Annotated in this window: 16 protein-coding genes, 1 tRNA gene and 1 pseudogene; 11 read left to right on the top strand and 7 right to left on the bottom strand. The window is 62.6% G+C overall.

Annotated elements, in window-relative coordinates; genetic code table 11:
- Window positions 1-4 precede the first annotated feature (4 nt).
- Entirely contained in the window at window positions 5-1762 is a 1758-nt protein-coding gene (gene mutL, locus ABD928_RS00090) for a DNA mismatch repair endonuclease MutL (protein WP_345164892.1), read from the bottom strand.
- Between the two features lie 154 nt (window positions 1763-1916).
- Between mutL and ABD928_RS00085 the strand changes: the two genes are divergently transcribed.
- The 6 genes from ABD928_RS00085 (at window position 1917) to ABD928_RS00060 (ending at window position 7541) form a co-directional block, all read left to right on the top strand.
- Entirely contained in the window at window positions 1917-2960 is a 1044-nt protein-coding gene (locus ABD928_RS00085) for a rod shape-determining protein (protein WP_345164889.1), read from the top strand.
- A gap of 152 nt (window positions 2961-3112) precedes the next feature.
- Window positions 3113-3850, top strand: coding sequence for a rod shape-determining protein MreC (locus ABD928_RS00080; protein ID WP_345164886.1), 738 nt, complete (start codon window positions 3113-3115; stop codon window positions 3848-3850).
- Window positions 3850-4371: a rod shape-determining protein MreD gene (gene mreD, locus ABD928_RS00075; RefSeq protein ID WP_345164883.1), complete on the top strand. Its 522-nt coding sequence runs from the start codon at window positions 3850-3852 to the stop codon at window positions 4369-4371. The genes ABD928_RS00080 and mreD overlap by 1 nt, the downstream gene beginning before the upstream one ends.
- Before the next feature lie 2 nt (window positions 4372-4373).
- Window positions 4374-6257 carry a penicillin-binding protein 2 gene (gene mrdA / locus ABD928_RS00070; protein WP_345164880.1) on the top strand — a complete coding sequence of 628 codons (1884 nt, stop codon included), beginning with the start codon at window positions 4374-4376 and terminating at the stop codon, window positions 6255-6257.
- Window positions 6254-7369, top strand: a complete 1116-nt coding sequence (rodA, locus tag ABD928_RS00065; RefSeq protein WP_345164878.1) for a rod shape-determining protein RodA — start codon at window positions 6254-6256, stop codon at window positions 7367-7369. Before mrdA ends, rodA begins: the two co-directional genes overlap by 4 nt.
- A gap of 96 nt (window positions 7370-7465) precedes the next feature.
- Window positions 7466-7541, top strand: a tRNA-Lys gene (locus ABD928_RS00060).
- A 12-nt stretch (window positions 7542-7553) separates the two neighbouring features.
- Here ABD928_RS00060 and ABD928_RS00055 read toward each other — a convergent pair.
- Window positions 7554-8321 carry an enoyl-CoA hydratase/isomerase family protein gene (locus ABD928_RS00055; RefSeq protein ID WP_345164875.1) on the bottom strand — a complete coding sequence of 256 codons (768 nt, stop codon included), beginning with the start codon at window positions 8319-8321 and terminating at the stop codon, window positions 7554-7556.
- A 59-nt stretch (window positions 8322-8380) separates the two neighbouring features.
- Between ABD928_RS00055 and ABD928_RS00050 the strand changes: the two genes are divergently transcribed.
- Complete coding sequence (locus ABD928_RS00050) at window positions 8381-8920, top strand: nuclear transport factor 2 family protein (protein ID WP_187715870.1); 540 nt, start codon at window positions 8381-8383, stop codon at window positions 8918-8920.
- The gene (locus ABD928_RS00045; protein WP_187713970.1) at window positions 8920-9378 is read left to right on the top strand and encodes a MaoC/PaaZ C-terminal domain-containing protein; all 459 of its coding nucleotides are present in this window, start codon (window positions 8920-8922) and stop codon (window positions 9376-9378) included. Before ABD928_RS00050 ends, ABD928_RS00045 begins: the two co-directional genes overlap by 1 nt.
- Here ABD928_RS00045 and ABD928_RS00040 read toward each other — a convergent pair.
- Genes ABD928_RS00040 through ABD928_RS00030 form a run of 3 tightly spaced genes read right to left on the bottom strand, consistent with a single transcriptional unit; the run spans window position 9344 to window position 11461 of the window.
- Window positions 9344-9988, bottom strand: a complete 645-nt coding sequence (locus ABD928_RS00040) for an FMN-dependent NADH-azoreductase (RefSeq protein ID WP_345164865.1) — start codon at window positions 9986-9988, stop codon at window positions 9344-9346. The two genes, ABD928_RS00045 and ABD928_RS00040, sit on opposite strands and share 35 nt — an antisense overlap.
- 2 nt (window positions 9989-9990) lie before the next feature.
- Entirely contained in the window at window positions 9991-10299 is a 309-nt protein-coding gene (locus ABD928_RS00035) for a Rieske (2Fe-2S) protein (protein ID WP_187713967.1), read from the bottom strand.
- Window position 10300: 1 nt separating this feature from the next.
- A complete protein-coding gene (locus ABD928_RS00030) occupies window positions 10301-11461 on the bottom strand; it encodes an acyl-CoA dehydrogenase family protein (protein WP_345164860.1) in 1161 nt (386 codons plus the stop codon).
- A gap of 125 nt (window positions 11462-11586) precedes the next feature.
- Here ABD928_RS00030 and ABD928_RS00025 point away from each other — a divergent pair, with 125 nt between their 5' ends.
- Genes ABD928_RS00025 through ABD928_RS00015 form a run of 3 tightly spaced genes read left to right on the top strand, consistent with a single transcriptional unit; the run spans window position 11587 to window position 14280 of the window.
- Window positions 11587-12804: an aromatic ring-hydroxylating oxygenase subunit alpha gene (locus ABD928_RS00025; RefSeq protein WP_345164857.1), complete on the top strand. Its 1218-nt coding sequence runs from the start codon at window positions 11587-11589 to the stop codon at window positions 12802-12804.
- Window positions 12801-13706, top strand: a complete 906-nt coding sequence (locus tag ABD928_RS00020; protein WP_345164854.1) for an SDR family oxidoreductase — start codon at window positions 12801-12803, stop codon at window positions 13704-13706. The genes ABD928_RS00025 and ABD928_RS00020 overlap by 4 nt, the downstream gene beginning before the upstream one ends.
- A 13-nt stretch (window positions 13707-13719) precedes the next feature.
- Complete coding sequence (locus ABD928_RS00015) at window positions 13720-14280, top strand: carboxymuconolactone decarboxylase family protein (protein ID WP_187713966.1); 561 nt, start codon at window positions 13720-13722, stop codon at window positions 14278-14280.
- Here ABD928_RS00015 and ABD928_RS00010 read toward each other — a convergent pair.
- Window positions 14277-16172 carry an outer membrane protein assembly factor BamB family protein gene (locus ABD928_RS00010; protein ID WP_345164840.1) on the bottom strand — a complete coding sequence of 632 codons (1896 nt, stop codon included), beginning with the start codon at window positions 16170-16172 and terminating at the stop codon, window positions 14277-14279. The genes ABD928_RS00015 and ABD928_RS00010 overlap by 4 nt on opposite strands.
- Before the next feature lie 34 nt (window positions 16173-16206).
- Window positions 16207-16485 (bottom strand): annotated as a pseudogene (locus tag ABD928_RS00005) (hypothetical protein); the annotation flags it as partial.

Below are 16485 nucleotides of genomic sequence, written 5' to 3'. Positions count from 1 at the left end.
GATTTCAGCGCCTTCCGAACAGCTTTTCCATCTCGGCGTGGCCGAGCTTTACCCAGGTCGGCCGCCCATGGTTGCACTGGCCGGAGCGCGGCGTGACCTCCATTTCCCGGAGGAGGGCGTTCATTTCGACAACCGAGAGCACGCGACCGGCCCGTACGGAGCCATGACAGGCGATGGTCGCCGCGACGTGATCGAGCTTCTCCTGGAGTGAAAAGGCGCTGCCAAGCTCGGCAAGTTCGGCTGCCAGATCGGACAGAAGGTCGCGAACGTCCGTTTTGCCGAGCGCAGCCGGCGTCGAGCGAACCAGGATTGCGGTCGGGCCGAAGCGCTCGATTTCCAGGCCGAGCGCTTCGAGGTCGGGCATGGCCGCTTCCAACCGGTCGCAATCGGGCTCGTCGAGGTCGACGACCTCCGGCATGAGCAAGGGCTGGCGTGGAATGGCGCCTCCCTCTCGTGCCGCGCGCATTCGCTCCAGGACCAGGCGTTCGTGCGCGGCATGCTGGTCGACGATCACCAGGCCGTCCTCCGCCTCGGCGACGATGTAGGTCGCTGAAACCTGGCCGCGGGCCACTCCGAGCGGGTGTTTCGGCACTTCGGCAACCGCCGGTTCTGCACGAGCGGCGGGAGCGTGATCGAACAGCGCCCGCGCTTCCTGAAGCCTGCTCTCTCCTAAGGTAGGTGGAGGCGCCCAGGTCTCGGGAACACGGTCTCGCTGTTCGTCGTAGGACACGCTTGTCGTCCACAGCACCGGTGCAGCGGCCTGCTCACGCGTCGCGCTCTTCTGGCTGGCCTCGTCCAGCGCCGCGCGAATTCCCCCGACGATTAGTCCGCGGACGGCGGTCGGATCGCGGAATCGCACTTCGGTCTTCGCCGGATGCACGTTGACGTCGACCTCTTCGAGTGGGACCGAAAGGAACAAAGCGGCGATGGGATGCCGGTCCCGGGCGATCAGATCGCGGTAAGCGCCGCGAAGCGCTCCGACGAGCAGCCGGTCCTTTACCGGGCGCGCATTGACGAAAAGATATTGCTGGTCGGCCATACCGCGGTTGAAGGTCGGCAGGCTGACCACGCCTGTCAGGCCCATGCCGTTCCGCTCGCAGTCGATGCCGATGCCGTTCCTGTCGAGCTCCGCGCTGAGCAGCTCGGCAATTCGCTGCGGCGGCGTTGTCGGCTGGAGCGACAGGATGCGGCGGCCGTCGTGCTCGAGCTGAAAGGCGACGTCGCTTCGTGCCATGGCCAATCGCCTGACGGCATCCAGGCAAGCGGCATATTCGGCTCGCGGGCTTCGCAAAAACTTACGTCTTGCCGGTATCTTGTCGAAAAGAGCTTCGATTCGAACGAAAGTTCCTGGGGGTATCGAGGCCGGACCCTCGCCCACCAGCGATCCATGGTCGATCTGGATCTGCCAGCCATCGCCACCCCTGACCCGGCTCTGGAGCGTGAAGCGCGAGACGCTGGCGATGGATGGGAGCGCCTCGCCCCGGAAGCCGAAGCTGGTCACCCGGTCGAGGACATCGTCAGGAAGTTTGGACGTCGCGTGACGCTCCAGCGCCAGCCGCATCTCATCGGGGACCATCCCGCAGCCATCGTCGGCGACCTCGACCAGTTCCAGACCGCCATTGATCAGGCGGATTCTGACTGTGGTCGCATCGGCGTCTAGGGCGTTTTCAACAAGCTCCTTGAGGGCGCTCGCGGGGCGTTCTACGACCTCGCCAGCGGCGATGCGATTCACGAGCTCGGACGGTAGCCTTCTTATTGACATGTTAACCGTTCCTAGCCGATTACGACCGGGCCAGCGAAGCGCTGATTTCTGCGAAAAATTCAGTTTGCATTCAATGGGATGAGTTTAATGGCCGGTTAATCAGCAGGATAGGGCCTGTTGGGTTGATCGAGCAAAGGGCGAGAGACGGGGAAGAATGTTCTGGACGCGCTGGTTCAAGTGGATGTCGCACGACATGGCGATCGATTTGGGGACCGCCAATACGCTGGTTTACGTTCGTGGCCGCGGCATCGTTCTGAACGAGCCGTCAGTGGTCGCGATTGAGACCATCAACGGCGTCAAGAAGGTCAAGGCTGTTGGCGACGATGCCAAGCTGATGATGGGCAAGACGCCCGACCAGATCGAGGCCATCCGTCCCCTTCGTGACGGCGTCATTGCCGACATCGACGTCGCCGAGCAGATGATCAAGCACTTCATCCACAAGGTGCATGGCGGCAAGATGCGCGCCTGGCGCTTTCCGGAAATCGTGATCTGCGTCCCTTCGGGTTCGACCTCGGTCGAGCGCCGCGCGATCCGCGATGCGGCGTCGAACGCCGGCGCCAGCGCCGTCTACCTGATCGAGGAGCCGATGGCCGCCGCGATCGGCGCCGACATGCCGGTGACGCAGCCGATCGGCTCGATGGTTGTCGATATCGGTGGCGGCACGACCGAAGTCGCGGTGCTCTCCCTCCGCGGCCTGGCCTACACCACCTCGGTGCGCGTCGGCGGCGACAAGATGGACGAGGCCATCAGCTCCTACGTCCGCCGCAACCACAACCTTCTCATCGGTGAAGCCACGGCCGAGCGGATCAAGAAGGAAGTCGGAATCGCCAAGCCGCCGACCGACGGTGTCGGCAAGACGGTCCACATCAAGGGCCGCGACCTCGTGAACGGCGTTCCCAAGGAGATCTCGATCAACCAGGGCCAGATTGCCGAGGCGCTTTCGGAGCCCGTGGGGACGATCGTCGAGGGCGTCCGCATCGCGCTTGAGAATACGGCGCCGGAGCTGGCAGCCGACATCTGCGATCAGGGCATTGTGCTCACCGGTGGCGGAGCGCTCCTCCAGGGACTGGACGAAGTGCTTCGTGACGAAACCGGCCTTCCGGTCACGGTCGCCGAGGATCCGCTGACCTGCGTCGCTCTGGGCACTGGCCGGGCGCTCGAGGAAGAGCAGTTCCGCGGCGTCCTGCAAACCGCGTAAGGGTGCGTTGAGGGGTGGCGGCCACCCGTCCAGGCTGGTCGCGACGCGCTCAGTACGGGCTGTTCTTTAGCTTTCTGGCCGCCATCGCAGGCCTCCTGATCGGCTTGTTTCTCCTTGCTTTATCGTTGGTTGCCCCGAAGAGTTATGCTACGGTGAGAGGGGTTGCTCTCGACGCCACCGCACCGGTGACATCGGGGACGCGCGCCGTCACCGATACGGTCGCCGGCGTTTTCACCGGAGCCGGCAACTATTGGGACGCCGCGCGCCAGAACGCTCAGCTGAAGCGCGAACGCGAACTGATGATGCAGCGAATTGTCGAGGCGCGCGCGATCTCGCTGGAGAATCAGGAACTGAAAAAGGCTCTGGAGCTTCGCGAGCATGCACCTGCCGTCGTCGCGAGCGGCCGCATTGTCGGGTCCTCTTTCAACAGCCCCCGGCGGTACGCCATTCTCTCCGTGGGGTCATCCGACGGCGTCCGCGTTGGCATGCCTGTTCGATCGTCCAACGGGCTGATCGGCCGCATCGTCGACACTGGCGCCCTCGCCTCGCGCATTCTTCTTGTTTCCGACAGGGCCAGCATTGTCCCCGCCAAGATCCTTCGGGATGGCCAACCGGTCATCAGCCAGGGGCGCGGCGACGGGACTATCGACTTGCGTCCTCTCGAAGTCGGGCGAAATCCGTTCAAACCCGGTGATATCGTGATCACCTCCGGGACCGGCGGCCTCTACCCTCCGCTCGTGCCGATCGCCCGGGTAGTGAGACTCGATGACGATGGCGCCATCGCCATCCCCCTCGCCGACCCAAGCTCCACGAGCTTCGCGCTTGTCGAGGCGCCCTATGAGCCTTCGGCCGTGGCCGAGGAGGCAGGCGCCGCGACGGAGGGCGAGTAATGGTTCGTGCCGCTCTCGCCCAAGGCCGGAACATCGGCCAGGGGCCGGTTTCCGGAGCACAATACGTCCCCGCGATCTCGGTCCTCGTGGCAAGCCTGCTAATCACACTTCCCATCGTCTCGGAAAGGGGCTGGTTTCCGGATTTTGGTTTCCTCGTGCTGATTTCATGGCGCCTCCTTCGTTCGGATTGCTGGCCAAGCTGGTGGGCAGCACCGATGGGCTTGTTCAACGATCTGGTTTCAGGCCACCCGATCGGACTCTCGGTTACTGTCTGGACTGCAGCCATGCTCGCGCTCGATCTTGCCGACCGTCGCACCATGTGGCGCGGATACTGGCTGGAGTGGGCTCTCGCCGCGCTCTTATTGCTGGGCAACGAAGCGGCGGAATGGCGCATTGCCCAAGTCATGGGCGCTCCAATGCCATTCCGGACGATCCTCCCCCCGCTGTTGCTTTCGGTGCTGGCTTTCCCGATCGTCGCCTGGATCGTGTCGCGGATCGATCGCTGGAGGTTGGGCCGGTGAAGATGGAGAAACGCTTCTCCTCCGTACACCAGACCATCACCTTTTCCCGGAGGATGATGCTGCTTGCAGGCGGCCAGGCGGCGGTCGGGGCGGTCCTGCTCGGTCGCCTTGGCTGGCTGTCGGTCAGGGAGAACGAGCGGTATCAACTTCTGTCAGAGAGCAACCGGGTCCAGCTGATCCCCGTACCGCCTCGCCGCGGCTGGATCATTGACCGGAACAAGGTTCCGATCGCGATCAATCGCTCGAGCTTCCGCATCGACCTGATCCCGCAGCAGCTCGAGGAGCCGGAGAAGACTCTCAAGACGCTCGTTGAGCTGCTTGACCTCAGCACAGATGACGTGGATCGCATCCTGCGCGAACTGAAGCAGGGTCGTGGGTTCCAGGCGGTGCAGGTCGCCGAAAACGTCTCGTTCGAGCAATATGCAGCGGTCACGGTTCGATTGCCTGACCTGCCCGGGGTACAGGCCACCCGGGGCTTCTCGCGCTACTATCCCGACGGTCCCGCAGTTGCCCATCTCGTGGGGTATGTCGGCACTGCCAACGCGAAGGAATATGAGGCCGAGGACAAGAACCCCTTGCTGATCATCCCAGGTGTGAAGATCGGAAAGCAGGGCCTTGAGAAGTCACTGGAAAAATATCTTCGTGGGACTCCCGGTGGTCAACGTGTCGAGGTCACTGCTCGCGGCAAGCTGGTGAAGGAACTCGATCCCAAGCCCGATCGCAGCGGGCAGACCGTGCAGCTGACAATCGACCAAGGCCTGCAGCTCTACGCGTCGCGGCGAATGGGCGATCAGTCCGGTTCCCTCGTCGCCATGGACGTGGCCAACGGCGACCTTCTCGCGTTCGTATCGATGCCAGCCTTCGACCCGAATAGCTTTAGTGAGGGCATCGGCCGGACCGAATGGAAGATGTTGTCGGAAAACGACCACATCCCTCTGCTGAACAAGGTCGCCCAAGGTCTCTATCCGTCAGGGTCGACGATTAAGCCTGCGATGGCGCTGGCCTTCCTGGAGCAGGGAGTCGATCCGAAGCGACGGGTTCACTGCGCGGGCGGCTACCAGATCGGAAACCGCTATTTTCGCTGTGACGCTGTGCACGGCTCGATGGATATGCACTCGGCCATCGAGCGCAGCTGCAACACCTATTTCTGGGCGACGGGCCTGATCACCGATCCTACGCTGACGACCAAGATGGTGAACGACCTCGGCTACGGCCAGGAGTTCCAATTACCGATACCGTCCCAGCGTTTCGGCACGATGCCGAACCCGAAATGGCTCGAGAAGAAGTATCATCGCAAGTGGCAAGGATACGATTCGGCGAACACGTCGATCGGTCAGGGCTACGTCTTGGTGAACCCATTGCAGCTTGCGGTCATGCCGGCCCGGCTGGCGTCCGGAAAACTGCTCCAGCCGCGTATGCTGATGAGCGACCCTCAGACGCCTCCTGCGCCCGTGAACGCCAGTCTCGAAAATCAGGAAATCATTCGCAATGCGATGGCCGCAGTCGTCAACGGCAGCGGTACCGCGGTGGCATCGAAACTGCCGCTCGATGGGATCCAGATGGCAGGCAAGACGGGCACCGCCCAAGTGTTCAGGCTGGGCGAGCGCGGCCATCAATCCAACTGGGCCCTTCGCGACCACGCCTTGTTCATCGCCTTCGCGCCTGCCGACAAACCTCGCTACGCGATCGGCTGCATCATCGAGCACGGAGGTTTCGGCGCCTCGGCAGCCGCGCCGATCGTGCGTGATTCGATGACCTATTTGTTCGACAAGGAGAAGGCGATGGCGGCCCTCGCCCCCCTCGAAGAGCAATGGGGCGGGACTCTTGCGGAGCGCAATGCGCGCCAGCTCGCTGCCTTCAAGGCCGCTCCAAGGAACGCGACGTGATTTCCTCAGCGATCATCCCGCAGCCTTTGGCGCGCCTGCCCTGGCGGCTGATCTTCGTCATCGTCGGGATCGCCGGAATCGGCTTCCTCACGCAATATTCGGCGGCGGGCGGCTCAGTACGTCCCTGGGCTATGAAGCAGGGCATTACCGTCCTGTTCTTTCTCTCCGTCGCCGTCGGAATGTCGACAATTCGCGAGGCCACGATCAAGCAGCTCGCCTTCCCAGCCTATGGCGCCATCCTCGTCATGCTGATCATCGTCGAGGCAGTCGGTTTCGTTGGCAAGGGCGCACAACGCTGGATCGATCTTGGTTTCATTCGCCTTCAGCCGAGCGAGTTCATGAAACCCGCAATCGTGATCGTGCTGGCGCGCTTCTACGAACTGCTTCCGGCCGGCGATATCCGCAAATGGCGCGCGATCTGGCCCGCCGTGGCATTGATCGGAGTGCCCTGGGCCTTGATCCTGATTCAGCCCGACCTCGGAACCGCGACGATGGTGCTCCTTGGCGGCGTGTCGGTCATGTTCATCGCCGGAGTCCCACTGCGTGTGTTCCTCATCCCAGCAGGTGTGCTCGGGGCAGCGATTCCAATCGTCTACCAGTTCATGCACGGATATCAGCGGAAGCGGATCGATATCTTCCTGAACCCTGAGAGCGATCCACTCGGCGCCGGCTACCACATTACTCAGTCGAAGATCGCGATCGGTTCCGGCGGCATTTTCGGGAAGGGCTTTCTCAACGGCAGCCAGAGTCACCTCGACTACCTTCCCGAAGGCCATACCGATTTCGCCTTCGCGACCTGGGTCGAGGAATGGGGCCTTTTGGGCGGTGCCCTGCTGATCCTGTGCTTCGCGGCGGTGATCGTCTGGGGCCTGCGCGTCGCGTCCAATGCCAAGTCGCGATTTGCACAGCTGACGGCCGCTGGCCTGACCGCGACGATCTTCTTTTATTCGTCGATCAACCTGATGATGGTGATGGGGCTGGCTCCAGTGGTCGGGATTCCCCTTCCCCTGGTCAGCTTCGGTGGATCGGCCGTCATGACCGTCATGATCTGCCTCGGAATCCTGATGTCCCTCGAGCGGCAGCAGAGGACGAAGACGGATCTCACGAGCTAATTGGAGCCAAGACCGGTTGCACACCAAGTTTCAGCGTGCTACCGGCCCCGCCGCTCAAGGCGTGCATCGCCGCCGGAGCATCCGCCGAATGGCAGTGGACGCATAGCTCAGTTGGTAGAGCAGCTGACTCTTAATCAGCGGGTCCTAGGTTCGAGCCCTAGTGCGTCCACCATTCCTTCCAGAACTATTTCCGACGATTGAGGAAGCTGGCAATTCCGGCCTGACCTTCCGGCATGGAAGCGGCCTGCACGATGGATTGCGCCTCAATTGCGAGGTGATCGGCCAGGCTGCGTTCGTAGCTCGTACGCAGAAGCCAGCGCGCCTTTCCCGTCGCCGCCATGGCTCCTCGGTCCAGGGCCGTCGTGATTTCGTCTTCTACCGAGCGCAGGTCTGAGGCCGGCACTACCCGGGAAACCAGACCGATGGCTTCGGCTTCTCGTGCCCCGATCCGGCGGTTCGTCAGCACCATTTCCTGGGCGCGACGGAGCCCGATCAGGCGCGGAAGCAGCCAGCTCGTTCCTCCATCCGGCGTCATGCCAATAGCAGTATAGGCTGAAGTGAAGTGCGCAGCCTCTGAAGCGAGCACGATGTCGCCCAGGATCGCCAGGCCCAAGCCTGCTCCTGCGGCGGGACCGTTGACGACCGTTACCAGCGGCTTCGACATCTCGAACAGTGTGACGATCCCCCGATGAAGGTTGGACGTGATCCGGTCGATCACAGCCGAAGCGCCATCCGGTGCGGCCGCCATCGCGCGCACGTCACCACCTCCGCAAAACAGCGACCCTGCACCCGTCAGAACGACCACGCGGACTTCGCCGTCCGAGGCAACTTGCGCAGCGGCCTCAGCGAAAGCCTCAGCCAAATTCTCGTCGATCGTATTGCCGGCGTCGGATCGATTGAGAACGATCCGCGCGATGGCGCCGAAGCGCTCGATGTCGAGTTGCTCAATCATGCCGCAATCTCCTTCGCGCGGTTCTGGACCTGTGGGAGCCAGTGCGCCATCGTACGCAGATGGCCAACGACGACCTGATGCAACGTGTCGAGCGGCTCGAGGCGGAAAGCGCGATCCGGGCGCTTGCGGCGCGTTACTGCTTTGCCATCGACAACCATGATCTTGCCGCCGTTCGCGAACTCTTCACGGAGGACGCGCGCGTCTACTCCCGCGACGGCGTGATGGAGGCGACAGGGCGCGACGCAATCATCCGTCAGTACGAAGAGCGATTCCGCGTTCTGGGTCCCTCCAACCATGTCAGCCACGACCACTGGATACGGATTGGCGGAGCTGCGGACGGGGCCACGGGCACGTTGTCGGCCCATGCCGAGCTTTGGCGGAACGACCAAATGATGGTGACGGCTCTTCGCTACGAGGACGAATATCGGCGCGAGGATGGCGTCTGGCGGTTCGCGCAGCGAGAGCTTGCATTTCTCTATTACATCCCTGTCGCCGACTACGTGCGCGTGCTCGGCGAGGAGAAAAGGATGCGCGCATATGCGGAGCCCGCGCCGGCAGATTATCCGGAGCGCCTGTCGACCTGGCGCGACTATCGGTGATGGAACGACCCCCACGCAAATTCGAGGATCTCCAGGTCGGCGAAACTCGGCAGTCGCAGACGCGCACCGTGACCGTTGACGAGATCGTTCGCTTTGCTCGCGAATATGACCCGCAGTGGTTCCACTCCGACCCCGATGCCGCGCGAGAATCGCATTTCGGGGAGGTCGTCGCGAGCGGGGTCCACGTCCTCGCGATCTGGCGGCAACTCGACCATACGATGAATAGCGATATCGACTTCGTCTGCGGCATCGGTTTCGACGAGTTTCGGCTGGAGCACGCGCTTCGGCCCGGCGACACGGTGATTGCTCGATCCGAAGTTCTGGAATTGAAGCCATCCTCCAGTCGCAACGACCGCGGAACAGCGATTACGCAATATTTCCTGACGAACCAGCGCGGCGAAACGGTCCTCCGCTTCCGAAGCATCAATCTCGTCTACCGGCGGCATTCTGCAAGTTGAGCGCGAGAGCTTCGACCTCTTCTTCCGCCTTGCGCATCACCGTCTCAACGTCCTCCAGAGAGCCGAATGTCGGTGCGACGCGCACGCAATGAATGGGATCGATGCCGAAATAGAAGCGGAGGCAGTGTTCGAGGTGCGCTAGCTGATAGTCCAAGTGCGCCAATTCGCTCCCGGGGCGGATATCTAGAGCGCCCGCACCGATCAGAACGGCGGTCCGGCCAGTGCCGTGGAAAGTTAGATTACCCGCCGCATCATTGGTGAAGGCCATCGTCGGCTGGATGATGCAATCGACGAAGTGCTTGAGGCGATACGGAAGACCGAAATTCCACATGGGGGTGGAAAACAGCCAGATGTCGAAGCTCAGCAGATGATCGACCATCGCGCGAAGGTCGTCCCAAACCGGCGTGAAACCCGCTTCGACATCGGCGCCGTGAATGAGGCGGTAGCGGCTCTCGATCATCGCGCCATCGAGTTCGGGCAAGTCGATGTCCCAAACGTCGAGCCGGTCGACTTTCATACCACCGAGCTTGCCGATCAGGTGATTGGCGATGGCTTCGGATCGTGAGCGCTCGCCGCGTGGGCTACCGACGATATGGAGCAGCCGCGCCATGGTCAGCCGAGATCGACGAGGACGTCTTCGTCCTGCAGCATGACCGGCCAAGTCGGGATCGGCTGATCGGTCAGTGTCCCCGCCGGCTTCCCATCTCGCAGGTCGAAGCGAACACCGTGAAGCGGGCAGAAAATGAAGCAGGCCTTCAGCTTGCCGCCTTCGAGCGGCGTGTACTGGTGACTGCAAATGGCGCCGACCGCGTAGATTCCCATCGGAGCCCGGGCGATGAGCACCGGCGTCCCGCGGACATCGAAAGCCTTGCTCCCGCTCTCGGGAATCTCGGACAAAGAAGCAACGCGTTCGAAGGCCATCCTATTTGCGCTGGTCGAAACGGCGTCCGAGCATGGCGCTGGCAATGTTGACCTTCTGGATGTCGATCGCGCCGCCCGCGATCCCCCACCCCCAGGCGTCGCGAAGACGCCGCTCCATCGGAAACTCCTTCGAATAACCGTAGGCGCCCATGAGCTGCACAGCATCGCCGGTCACTTCGCGCGCAATCGAGTTGGCGAAGCACTTGGCGACCGAACTGTCGAGGACGCTTGGAAGGCCCTCCTCTGCATTGCCGGCAGCACGCCAGATCAGCAGCCGCGCGGCCTCGACCTTCATCTGCATTTCGGCGAGCTTCATTTGAACGGCCTGGAAATCGACCAGCGGCTTGCCGAACTGCCGGCGTTCCTGGACATATTGAAGAACGTCTTCGAGCGCTCCGCTGGCCTGTCCCAAAGCCATGGTCGCATTGCCGCAGCGTTCCAGGTCGAATGCCTCCATCAGCTGCTTGAAGCCGCCTGCGGGAACGATGATGTTCTCCGCAGGAACAGAACAGTCGTCGAAGTTGAGATCCGCCGAGGGAATGCCCCGGAAACCCATCAACTCCTCGTTCGGACCGAACGTCAGCCCAGGCGCGTCCTTCTCGACCAGCACGGCGCCGATGCCTTTCGCGCCGGGATCGTCGGACAAACGGCAGTAGACGACGTAGGCGTCCGCATGCCCGCCCCCCGAGCACCAGCGCTTGGTGCCGTTCAGGGTCACGACGTCGCCGTCGAGAACGCCCCGAGTCTTGAGGTCGGTCAACGCGCTTCCCGCGTCGGGCTCGGACATGGCGACGGCGACGATCATCTCGCCACTGCAAACTTGGGGTACCACGCGGTCTTTCAACGCCTGGCCAGCAAAATGCTCAACCGCGCGAACCGGGCCGACCATCGATTCGAAGATCGGGAAGGCGACCGCCGAAGAGATCTTGGCAAACTCCTCCAGAACGATCAGGGCGTCGACGCTTCCGAGGCCAAGCCCGCCAAGCTCGGCGGGCGCGTTGATGCCGAGGAAGCCCATCCCGGCGTATCGCCGCACCAAGTCGCGTGACGGAGGCCGGTTGTCGCGTTCCAACTGGGAAGCGATGTCCGGAAGCTCCGCACGGGCGAATTCGCGGGCCGCAGCCTGAAGTTCGCGCTGCTGTTCGGTCAGTCGAAAATCCATCTTGCTATCCGCTTCTCCCGCCTGTTCTCGGCTGTCTCCCGAGTTCAGAAAAAAGTCAAACATGATTGTTTTTTTATTGATGCCAATGTAACGCTTTGGACAAAGGAATAGAGGGATCCCCACGGGTGGACGCAGCAACCACGGAACGCATCCGCGAAGGGATGATCTACGAGGCCAATCGCAAAGGCCCGCCTGAGGGCTTTCCGCGTTTCCCCGACATCCCTGCTGGCCGGTACGTCGATCCGGAGTTCCTGGCCCTGGAGCAAGCCGGGCTGTGGAAGCGAAGCTGGTTATACGCTGGCCACAAGGACCAATTGCCGGAAGCAGGAAGCTGGTTCCTGACCAAGAAGACGGGCTCACCGATCGTCGTCGTACGCGGTCTCGATGATACGATCAGGGCCTTCTACAACACCTGCCGTCACCGGGGGGCACCGCTGGTGAAGGAAGACGACGGCCAAGGTCGTGGTTTCGTCTGCGGCTATCATGGATGGAGCTACACTCTCGATGGCAAGCTGGTCGCCGTTCGCGACAAGCGCGACTTCGTGGACATTGACTTCGCCTGTCACTCGCTGATTCCGGTCGCCTGCGAAACGCTCGGCGGCTGGATCTTCGTGAACGAGGATGAGGACGAGCCACAGCCTTTGCGGGAAGCGCTTGGACCCGTGGCGGCCGAGCTGGACCAATTTCAGCCGGAGACCCTGACCTTAGTCGACTCCCGAAGCTACGACGTCGGCTGCAACGTGAAGGTCCTGCTCGACGCCTTCCTCGAGGTTTATCACCTCAAGTCGATCCATCAGAACACGGTGGACCGCTTTCTCGACTATCGCGGAACGACGATCACGCTTTGGCCGGGCGGTCATTCACGGATGACGACGCCAAACCGGCGGCCCGACTGGGTGGACCCGGGCACCATCGGACTGCCTGAAATCCCGACCGTCACGGAGATTCCGCGCCTTAACAACGTCAGCTACTACATCTTCCCGAACATCGTGATGCCGCCTGCCGCAACCGGAATGCCCATGCTGGTGTTCTGGCCTGTGACAGACAGTACGATGCGGATCGAATGCCACTGGTTCAGCCCGCCTTTCGGACCCGAGGGCCGAAGCGACTTGTGGGACAAGCGCATCAGCAATTTCGAGCGCATTCTCGAGGAGGACACCCAGTTCGCGCCGCAAATCCAAGAGTCGCTTGAAAGCCCCGGGTTCAAGGGCATGACGCTCTGCTATCAGGAGCGCAGGATCTACCATTATCATGAAGAGTTCGACCGCCGGATCGGGCGAAACCGCATCGCCGCCGACTTACGCGTGGAGCCAGTTCTGGATTCGTGGGTAGAGCCTGCGTGAACCGCCAACCTCTGGACATCGATGCGGCCGTGGAAAGTGACGGGCCGGCGTTCGGCTTGACCAACGCCGAGCTGGCCGAGCGGCCTACGGTCTATCGCGACGATTTGCTGGACGGGAAAGTCGTGCTGGTTTCCGGTGGCGGCACCGGGATCGGCAAGGCCATTGCCTTTCTCGCGGCGCGACTTGGCGCCGACGTCGCCATTTGCGGACGGACGGACTCAAAGCTCGAGGAAGCCCGCGATGCGATTGCGGCAAGCACGGGGCGCGAGCCACTGATTGCCGCAATGTCTATTCGCGAACCCGAGGCCGTCGAGCAATTGCTGGACACTGTCCACGACCGCTTCGGGCGGCTGGACACCGTGGTGAACAATGCTGGCGGCCAGTTTCCCCAGGACGCCATCGACTTCAGCCGGAAAGGCTGGAGCGCGGTCATCGATCTCAATCTCAACGGTACCTGGTGGATGATGCAGGAGGCGGCTCGGCGCTGGCGGTATAAGGGCGTCGGCGGCAACATCGTGAATATCGTCGCGCATGTCGAACGCGGCATGCCCCAAGCGGCTCACAGCTGCGCAGCTCGCGCCGGTGTTATCTACCTCTCGAAGACCATCGCGACCGAATGGGCTCCGCTGAACATTCGCGTGAACTGCGTGGCGCCGGGAACGATCGAGACAGAGGGGTTCACCGTTTACCCGCCCCATGCCCTCGCCCGCTTCCACGAGGCCAATCCCATGAAGCGCCTGGGCAATGCCTGGGATGTCGCCGAGGCCTCCGTCTATCTTGCTTCCGATGCGGCCAATTTCGTCACGGGTGAAGTCCTGACGGTCGATGGCGGGATGGCGCAATGGGGCGTCGTCTGGCCTGCGGGCATGCCGGACTATTTCGACGTGGGCGGAGGCGCCTGAACCGGAGGACGTGATGGCCGACACGGTATTGCAGCGCATTCCGCGCGATCAGCTTTCCAGCGAATGGCAAGGCGCATGGGACATGCTCAACGGTCTCACCGGGGAGCCGACGTTCATCGAAGCGATGGCGAACGCACCGGAGCTTCTGCAATTCGCGATGGTCGAATTCTACCAGAAGATCTTCTTCGGAGGACGGGTCGCGGAGAAGTACAAGCAGCTTCTGCGGCTTCGACTGAGCCTCGCCCACGGCTGCCGCAGCTGCAATCTGCAGAATACCGCAGGGCTGAAGAGCATCGGCTACGACCAGGGGCATATCGATGCCATCGAAGGCGACCGGTCTGTCTTCGAGCCCGCTGAGCGCGCAGTTCTGGAGTTCGGGGACGAAATGCTGCTGACCAATCCGGCCGGCCGGCTCGATCGCGATCTCTATGCAAAGCTTCGCGCGCAATTCGACGACGCGCAAATCTGCGAACTCGGGGTCGTTGCAGGCTTTATCGGCGGGATGGCGAAGATGGCCTTCGTCCTCGACCTGGTCGAGAAAGAGCAGACCTGCCCCTTTGTCGCTGCTGCCTAGCGCGCCGAGAAGACCAACAGCAGGTTGCCCGGCATATGGTAGTAGAGCCCGTAGCCTGAGTTCACGACGACATAGCCATCTGCGACAGCTGCGCCTGGACCGCTCATTCCCCCGCCTTTCCCGGTCTCACCCGTGATCGTCTTCACCGGCTGCGTCGTGTCGTAGGCCCAGACAATCTTTCCCGTCCGGGAATCATAAGCCCGGAACTGACCGTCGAGGTGACCCGCGAAAACGATATTCGGGATGGAAGTCACGGCCGAGCTAATGCCGGGATCGCAAAATTGCTTACTGCCGCAATTGTTGGGAGCAAATGCGCGCCAGAGGATCTTGCCATTCGTAGCATCGACGGCGTGGATACCCGCACCTCGAATGCTGGCGTCGTACTTTCGGCCATCACGGGTGTCAGCCATGTCATTGATCGGCACGAGCACACGATTGCCCTCGGCCGACATTCCGAAATGTACTCCGCCCTGAGTGCCGCCATGTCCCAGCCGGGTGCGCCAGAGGATCTTGCCGGTCGTAGGATCGATCCCGTGGACGACGCCAGACTTTTGGCCCGCCACGACAATGTCCTTGCCCCCTAGGGGGATCAGCAACGGAGAGGCTGCGACGTCGAGGTCCGGCCCGTTCTCCTTGGGACAATTGGCATTCTTCATCATGCAGCCGACGTTCCACGCGTCGCCTGTCGTCAGCTGAGCCGTCCACCGGCGCTTTCCGGTCTTCGCATCGACGGCGATGACCGCGTCGCTGTTCCCGTCCGCCGGCGTCGAGTAGTTTTCGCCGCTGCCGAAATAGAGGAGCCCACGCTTGGCGTCGTAGGTCGGACTATTCCATACCGGGGCTCCGGACGGTCCCAGGATATCCGTGCCGCTGCTCGTCTTGCCCACCTTTCTGGCGGGCTGAGGAACGGTGAACGTCCGCCACCGCTCCGCTCCAGTGGCAGGATCAAGCGCAACCACGTTTCCGCGGAAGGTGCAGCACGCGTAGGCGGGATCGGCGGCTGACGTGACCTCAAGCGAAGACACGGGCACGAAGAGCATGCCGGCGGCGAGGCTTGGAGTACCAGTAATCGTCGCGTTCGGGTGATTGTCGACCTTGCGCTGCCAGATCTCGGCGCCGTTCATGGCGTTCACGGCATAGGCGCGGCCAAGAATATCACCGAAGTAGAGACGCTTGGTTGCAGCGTCGGCGACGATTGCAGTCCGAACCTCAGCCGAGATCCGCTTGCTCCAGCGCAAGCAGCCGCTGGCGAGATCGAACGCATAAAGCGTTCCGTCATGACCGCCGACGAAGACAGTGCCCCAGCCGATCGACGGCTGCGAGCGGGCGCGGATCGCTCCCGGATAGGCGAACGCCCATTTCACTTTAAGCTTGGGGACGTCCTGGGCCGACAGGCCGGCAACGGACGCGGGCACGAAACGCCGGTTATCCAGCCCCCACCCCACTGCCGCGGGTGGAGGACCACCAGCCAATTGCGGGGAGCTGCACTGCTTCGGAGGCTCCGGCGGACGGTAATCGGCCAAGCTGATCCGCGACAGATATTCAGCTATCTGCACTCGCTCCTGAGAACTCAGCGACGCAGCCTGCTTGCTCATCAGGCCACCGTTCATTGCGGCGAGGATCGCGTCGGGAGCCATCATCTCCAACCACACCTGGTTGGGAGCCTTAGGCACGGTGCCGTTGTGGCACATCGCGCAATTGTTCTCGAAGAGGTCTTTGCCCGGATGGTTTTCGATGTCGATTGGCTTGCCGGCGCGCGACTGGAATTCATCCGTCGACTGAACCAGCTCACCGGCTTGATTATCGGCCTCGCTCCGCTTCCCACAAGCCGACAGGCCGATCGCCAGCGCAGCGGCGGCAAGGCACACCCCCACGCGCTGGCGGATCGTCATCGAATCATCCGAGGAGCGACCTCTCACCAGTTCGCTATCCGCGCTCGGGCGCCGGAGGTGGCGGCGGTGGCGGAGGCGGCGGCACCGGGCAGGCATCCGTCGCCAGGATCACCGATCCATCGCCGCAGGTCTGAGGGGGCGGCGGCGGAGGGGGTGGCGGCGGCGGCGGCGGAGGCGGCGGCGGCGGCGGAGCAGCGCGCTCGGACGAGAAGTGAATACCGCCCTGGATGCCGAAGTAGCGCGGCGGGCCGTACTGGCTGTTGAGCCAGAGACCAGCGACGTTTTGCGACGCCGTGCGATACCTCTTGTCCGT

The sequence above is a fragment of the Sphingomonas daechungensis genome (assembly GCF_039543105.1).
GTDB classification, from domain to species: domain Bacteria; phylum Pseudomonadota; class Alphaproteobacteria; order Sphingomonadales; family Sphingomonadaceae; genus Sphingomicrobium; species Sphingomicrobium daechungense.
Note: the sequence above shows the minus strand (reverse complement) of the source record. Positions and strands in the feature narration are given on the sequence as shown.

What these genes read in the sequence shown, in the direction of transcription:
- mreD (WP_345164883.1), top strand. Translation starts at nt 3,850, where the DNA reads ATGGTTCGTGCCGCTCTCGCCCAAGGCCGGAACATCGGCCAGGGGCCG.
- ABD928_RS00050 (WP_187715870.1), top strand. Translation starts at nt 8,381, where the DNA reads ATGGCCAACGACGACCTGATGCAACGTGTCGAGCGGCTCGAGGCGGAA.
- mutL (WP_345164892.1), bottom strand. Translation starts at nt 1,762, where the DNA reads ATGTCAATAAGAAGGCTACCGTCCGAGCTCGTGAATCGCATCGCCGCT.
- ABD928_RS00010 (WP_345164840.1), bottom strand. Translation starts at nt 16,172, where the DNA reads ATGACGATCCGCCAGCGCGTGGGGGTGTGCCTTGCCGCCGCTGCGCTG.
- ABD928_RS00015 (WP_187713966.1), top strand. Translation starts at nt 13,720, where the DNA reads ATGGCCGACACGGTATTGCAGCGCATTCCGCGCGATCAGCTTTCCAGC.
- ABD928_RS00035 (WP_187713967.1), bottom strand. Translation starts at nt 10,299, where the DNA reads ATGGCCTTCGAACGCGTTGCTTCTTTGTCCGAGATTCCCGAGAGCGGG.
- mrdA (WP_345164880.1), top strand. Translation starts at nt 4,374, where the DNA reads ATGGAGAAACGCTTCTCCTCCGTACACCAGACCATCACCTTTTCCCGG.
- ABD928_RS00045 (WP_187713970.1), top strand. Translation starts at nt 8,920, where the DNA reads ATGGAACGACCCCCACGCAAATTCGAGGATCTCCAGGTCGGCGAAACT.
- ABD928_RS00085 (WP_345164889.1), top strand. Translation starts at nt 1,917, where the DNA reads ATGTTCTGGACGCGCTGGTTCAAGTGGATGTCGCACGACATGGCGATC.
- ABD928_RS00055 (WP_345164875.1), bottom strand. Translation starts at nt 8,321, where the DNA reads ATGATTGAGCAACTCGACATCGAGCGCTTCGGCGCCATCGCGCGGATC.
- ABD928_RS00030 (WP_345164860.1), bottom strand. Translation starts at nt 11,461, where the DNA reads ATGGATTTTCGACTGACCGAACAGCAGCGCGAACTTCAGGCTGCGGCC.
- ABD928_RS00040 (WP_345164865.1), bottom strand. Translation starts at nt 9,988, where the DNA reads ATGGCGCGGCTGCTCCATATCGTCGGTAGCCCACGCGGCGAGCGCTCA.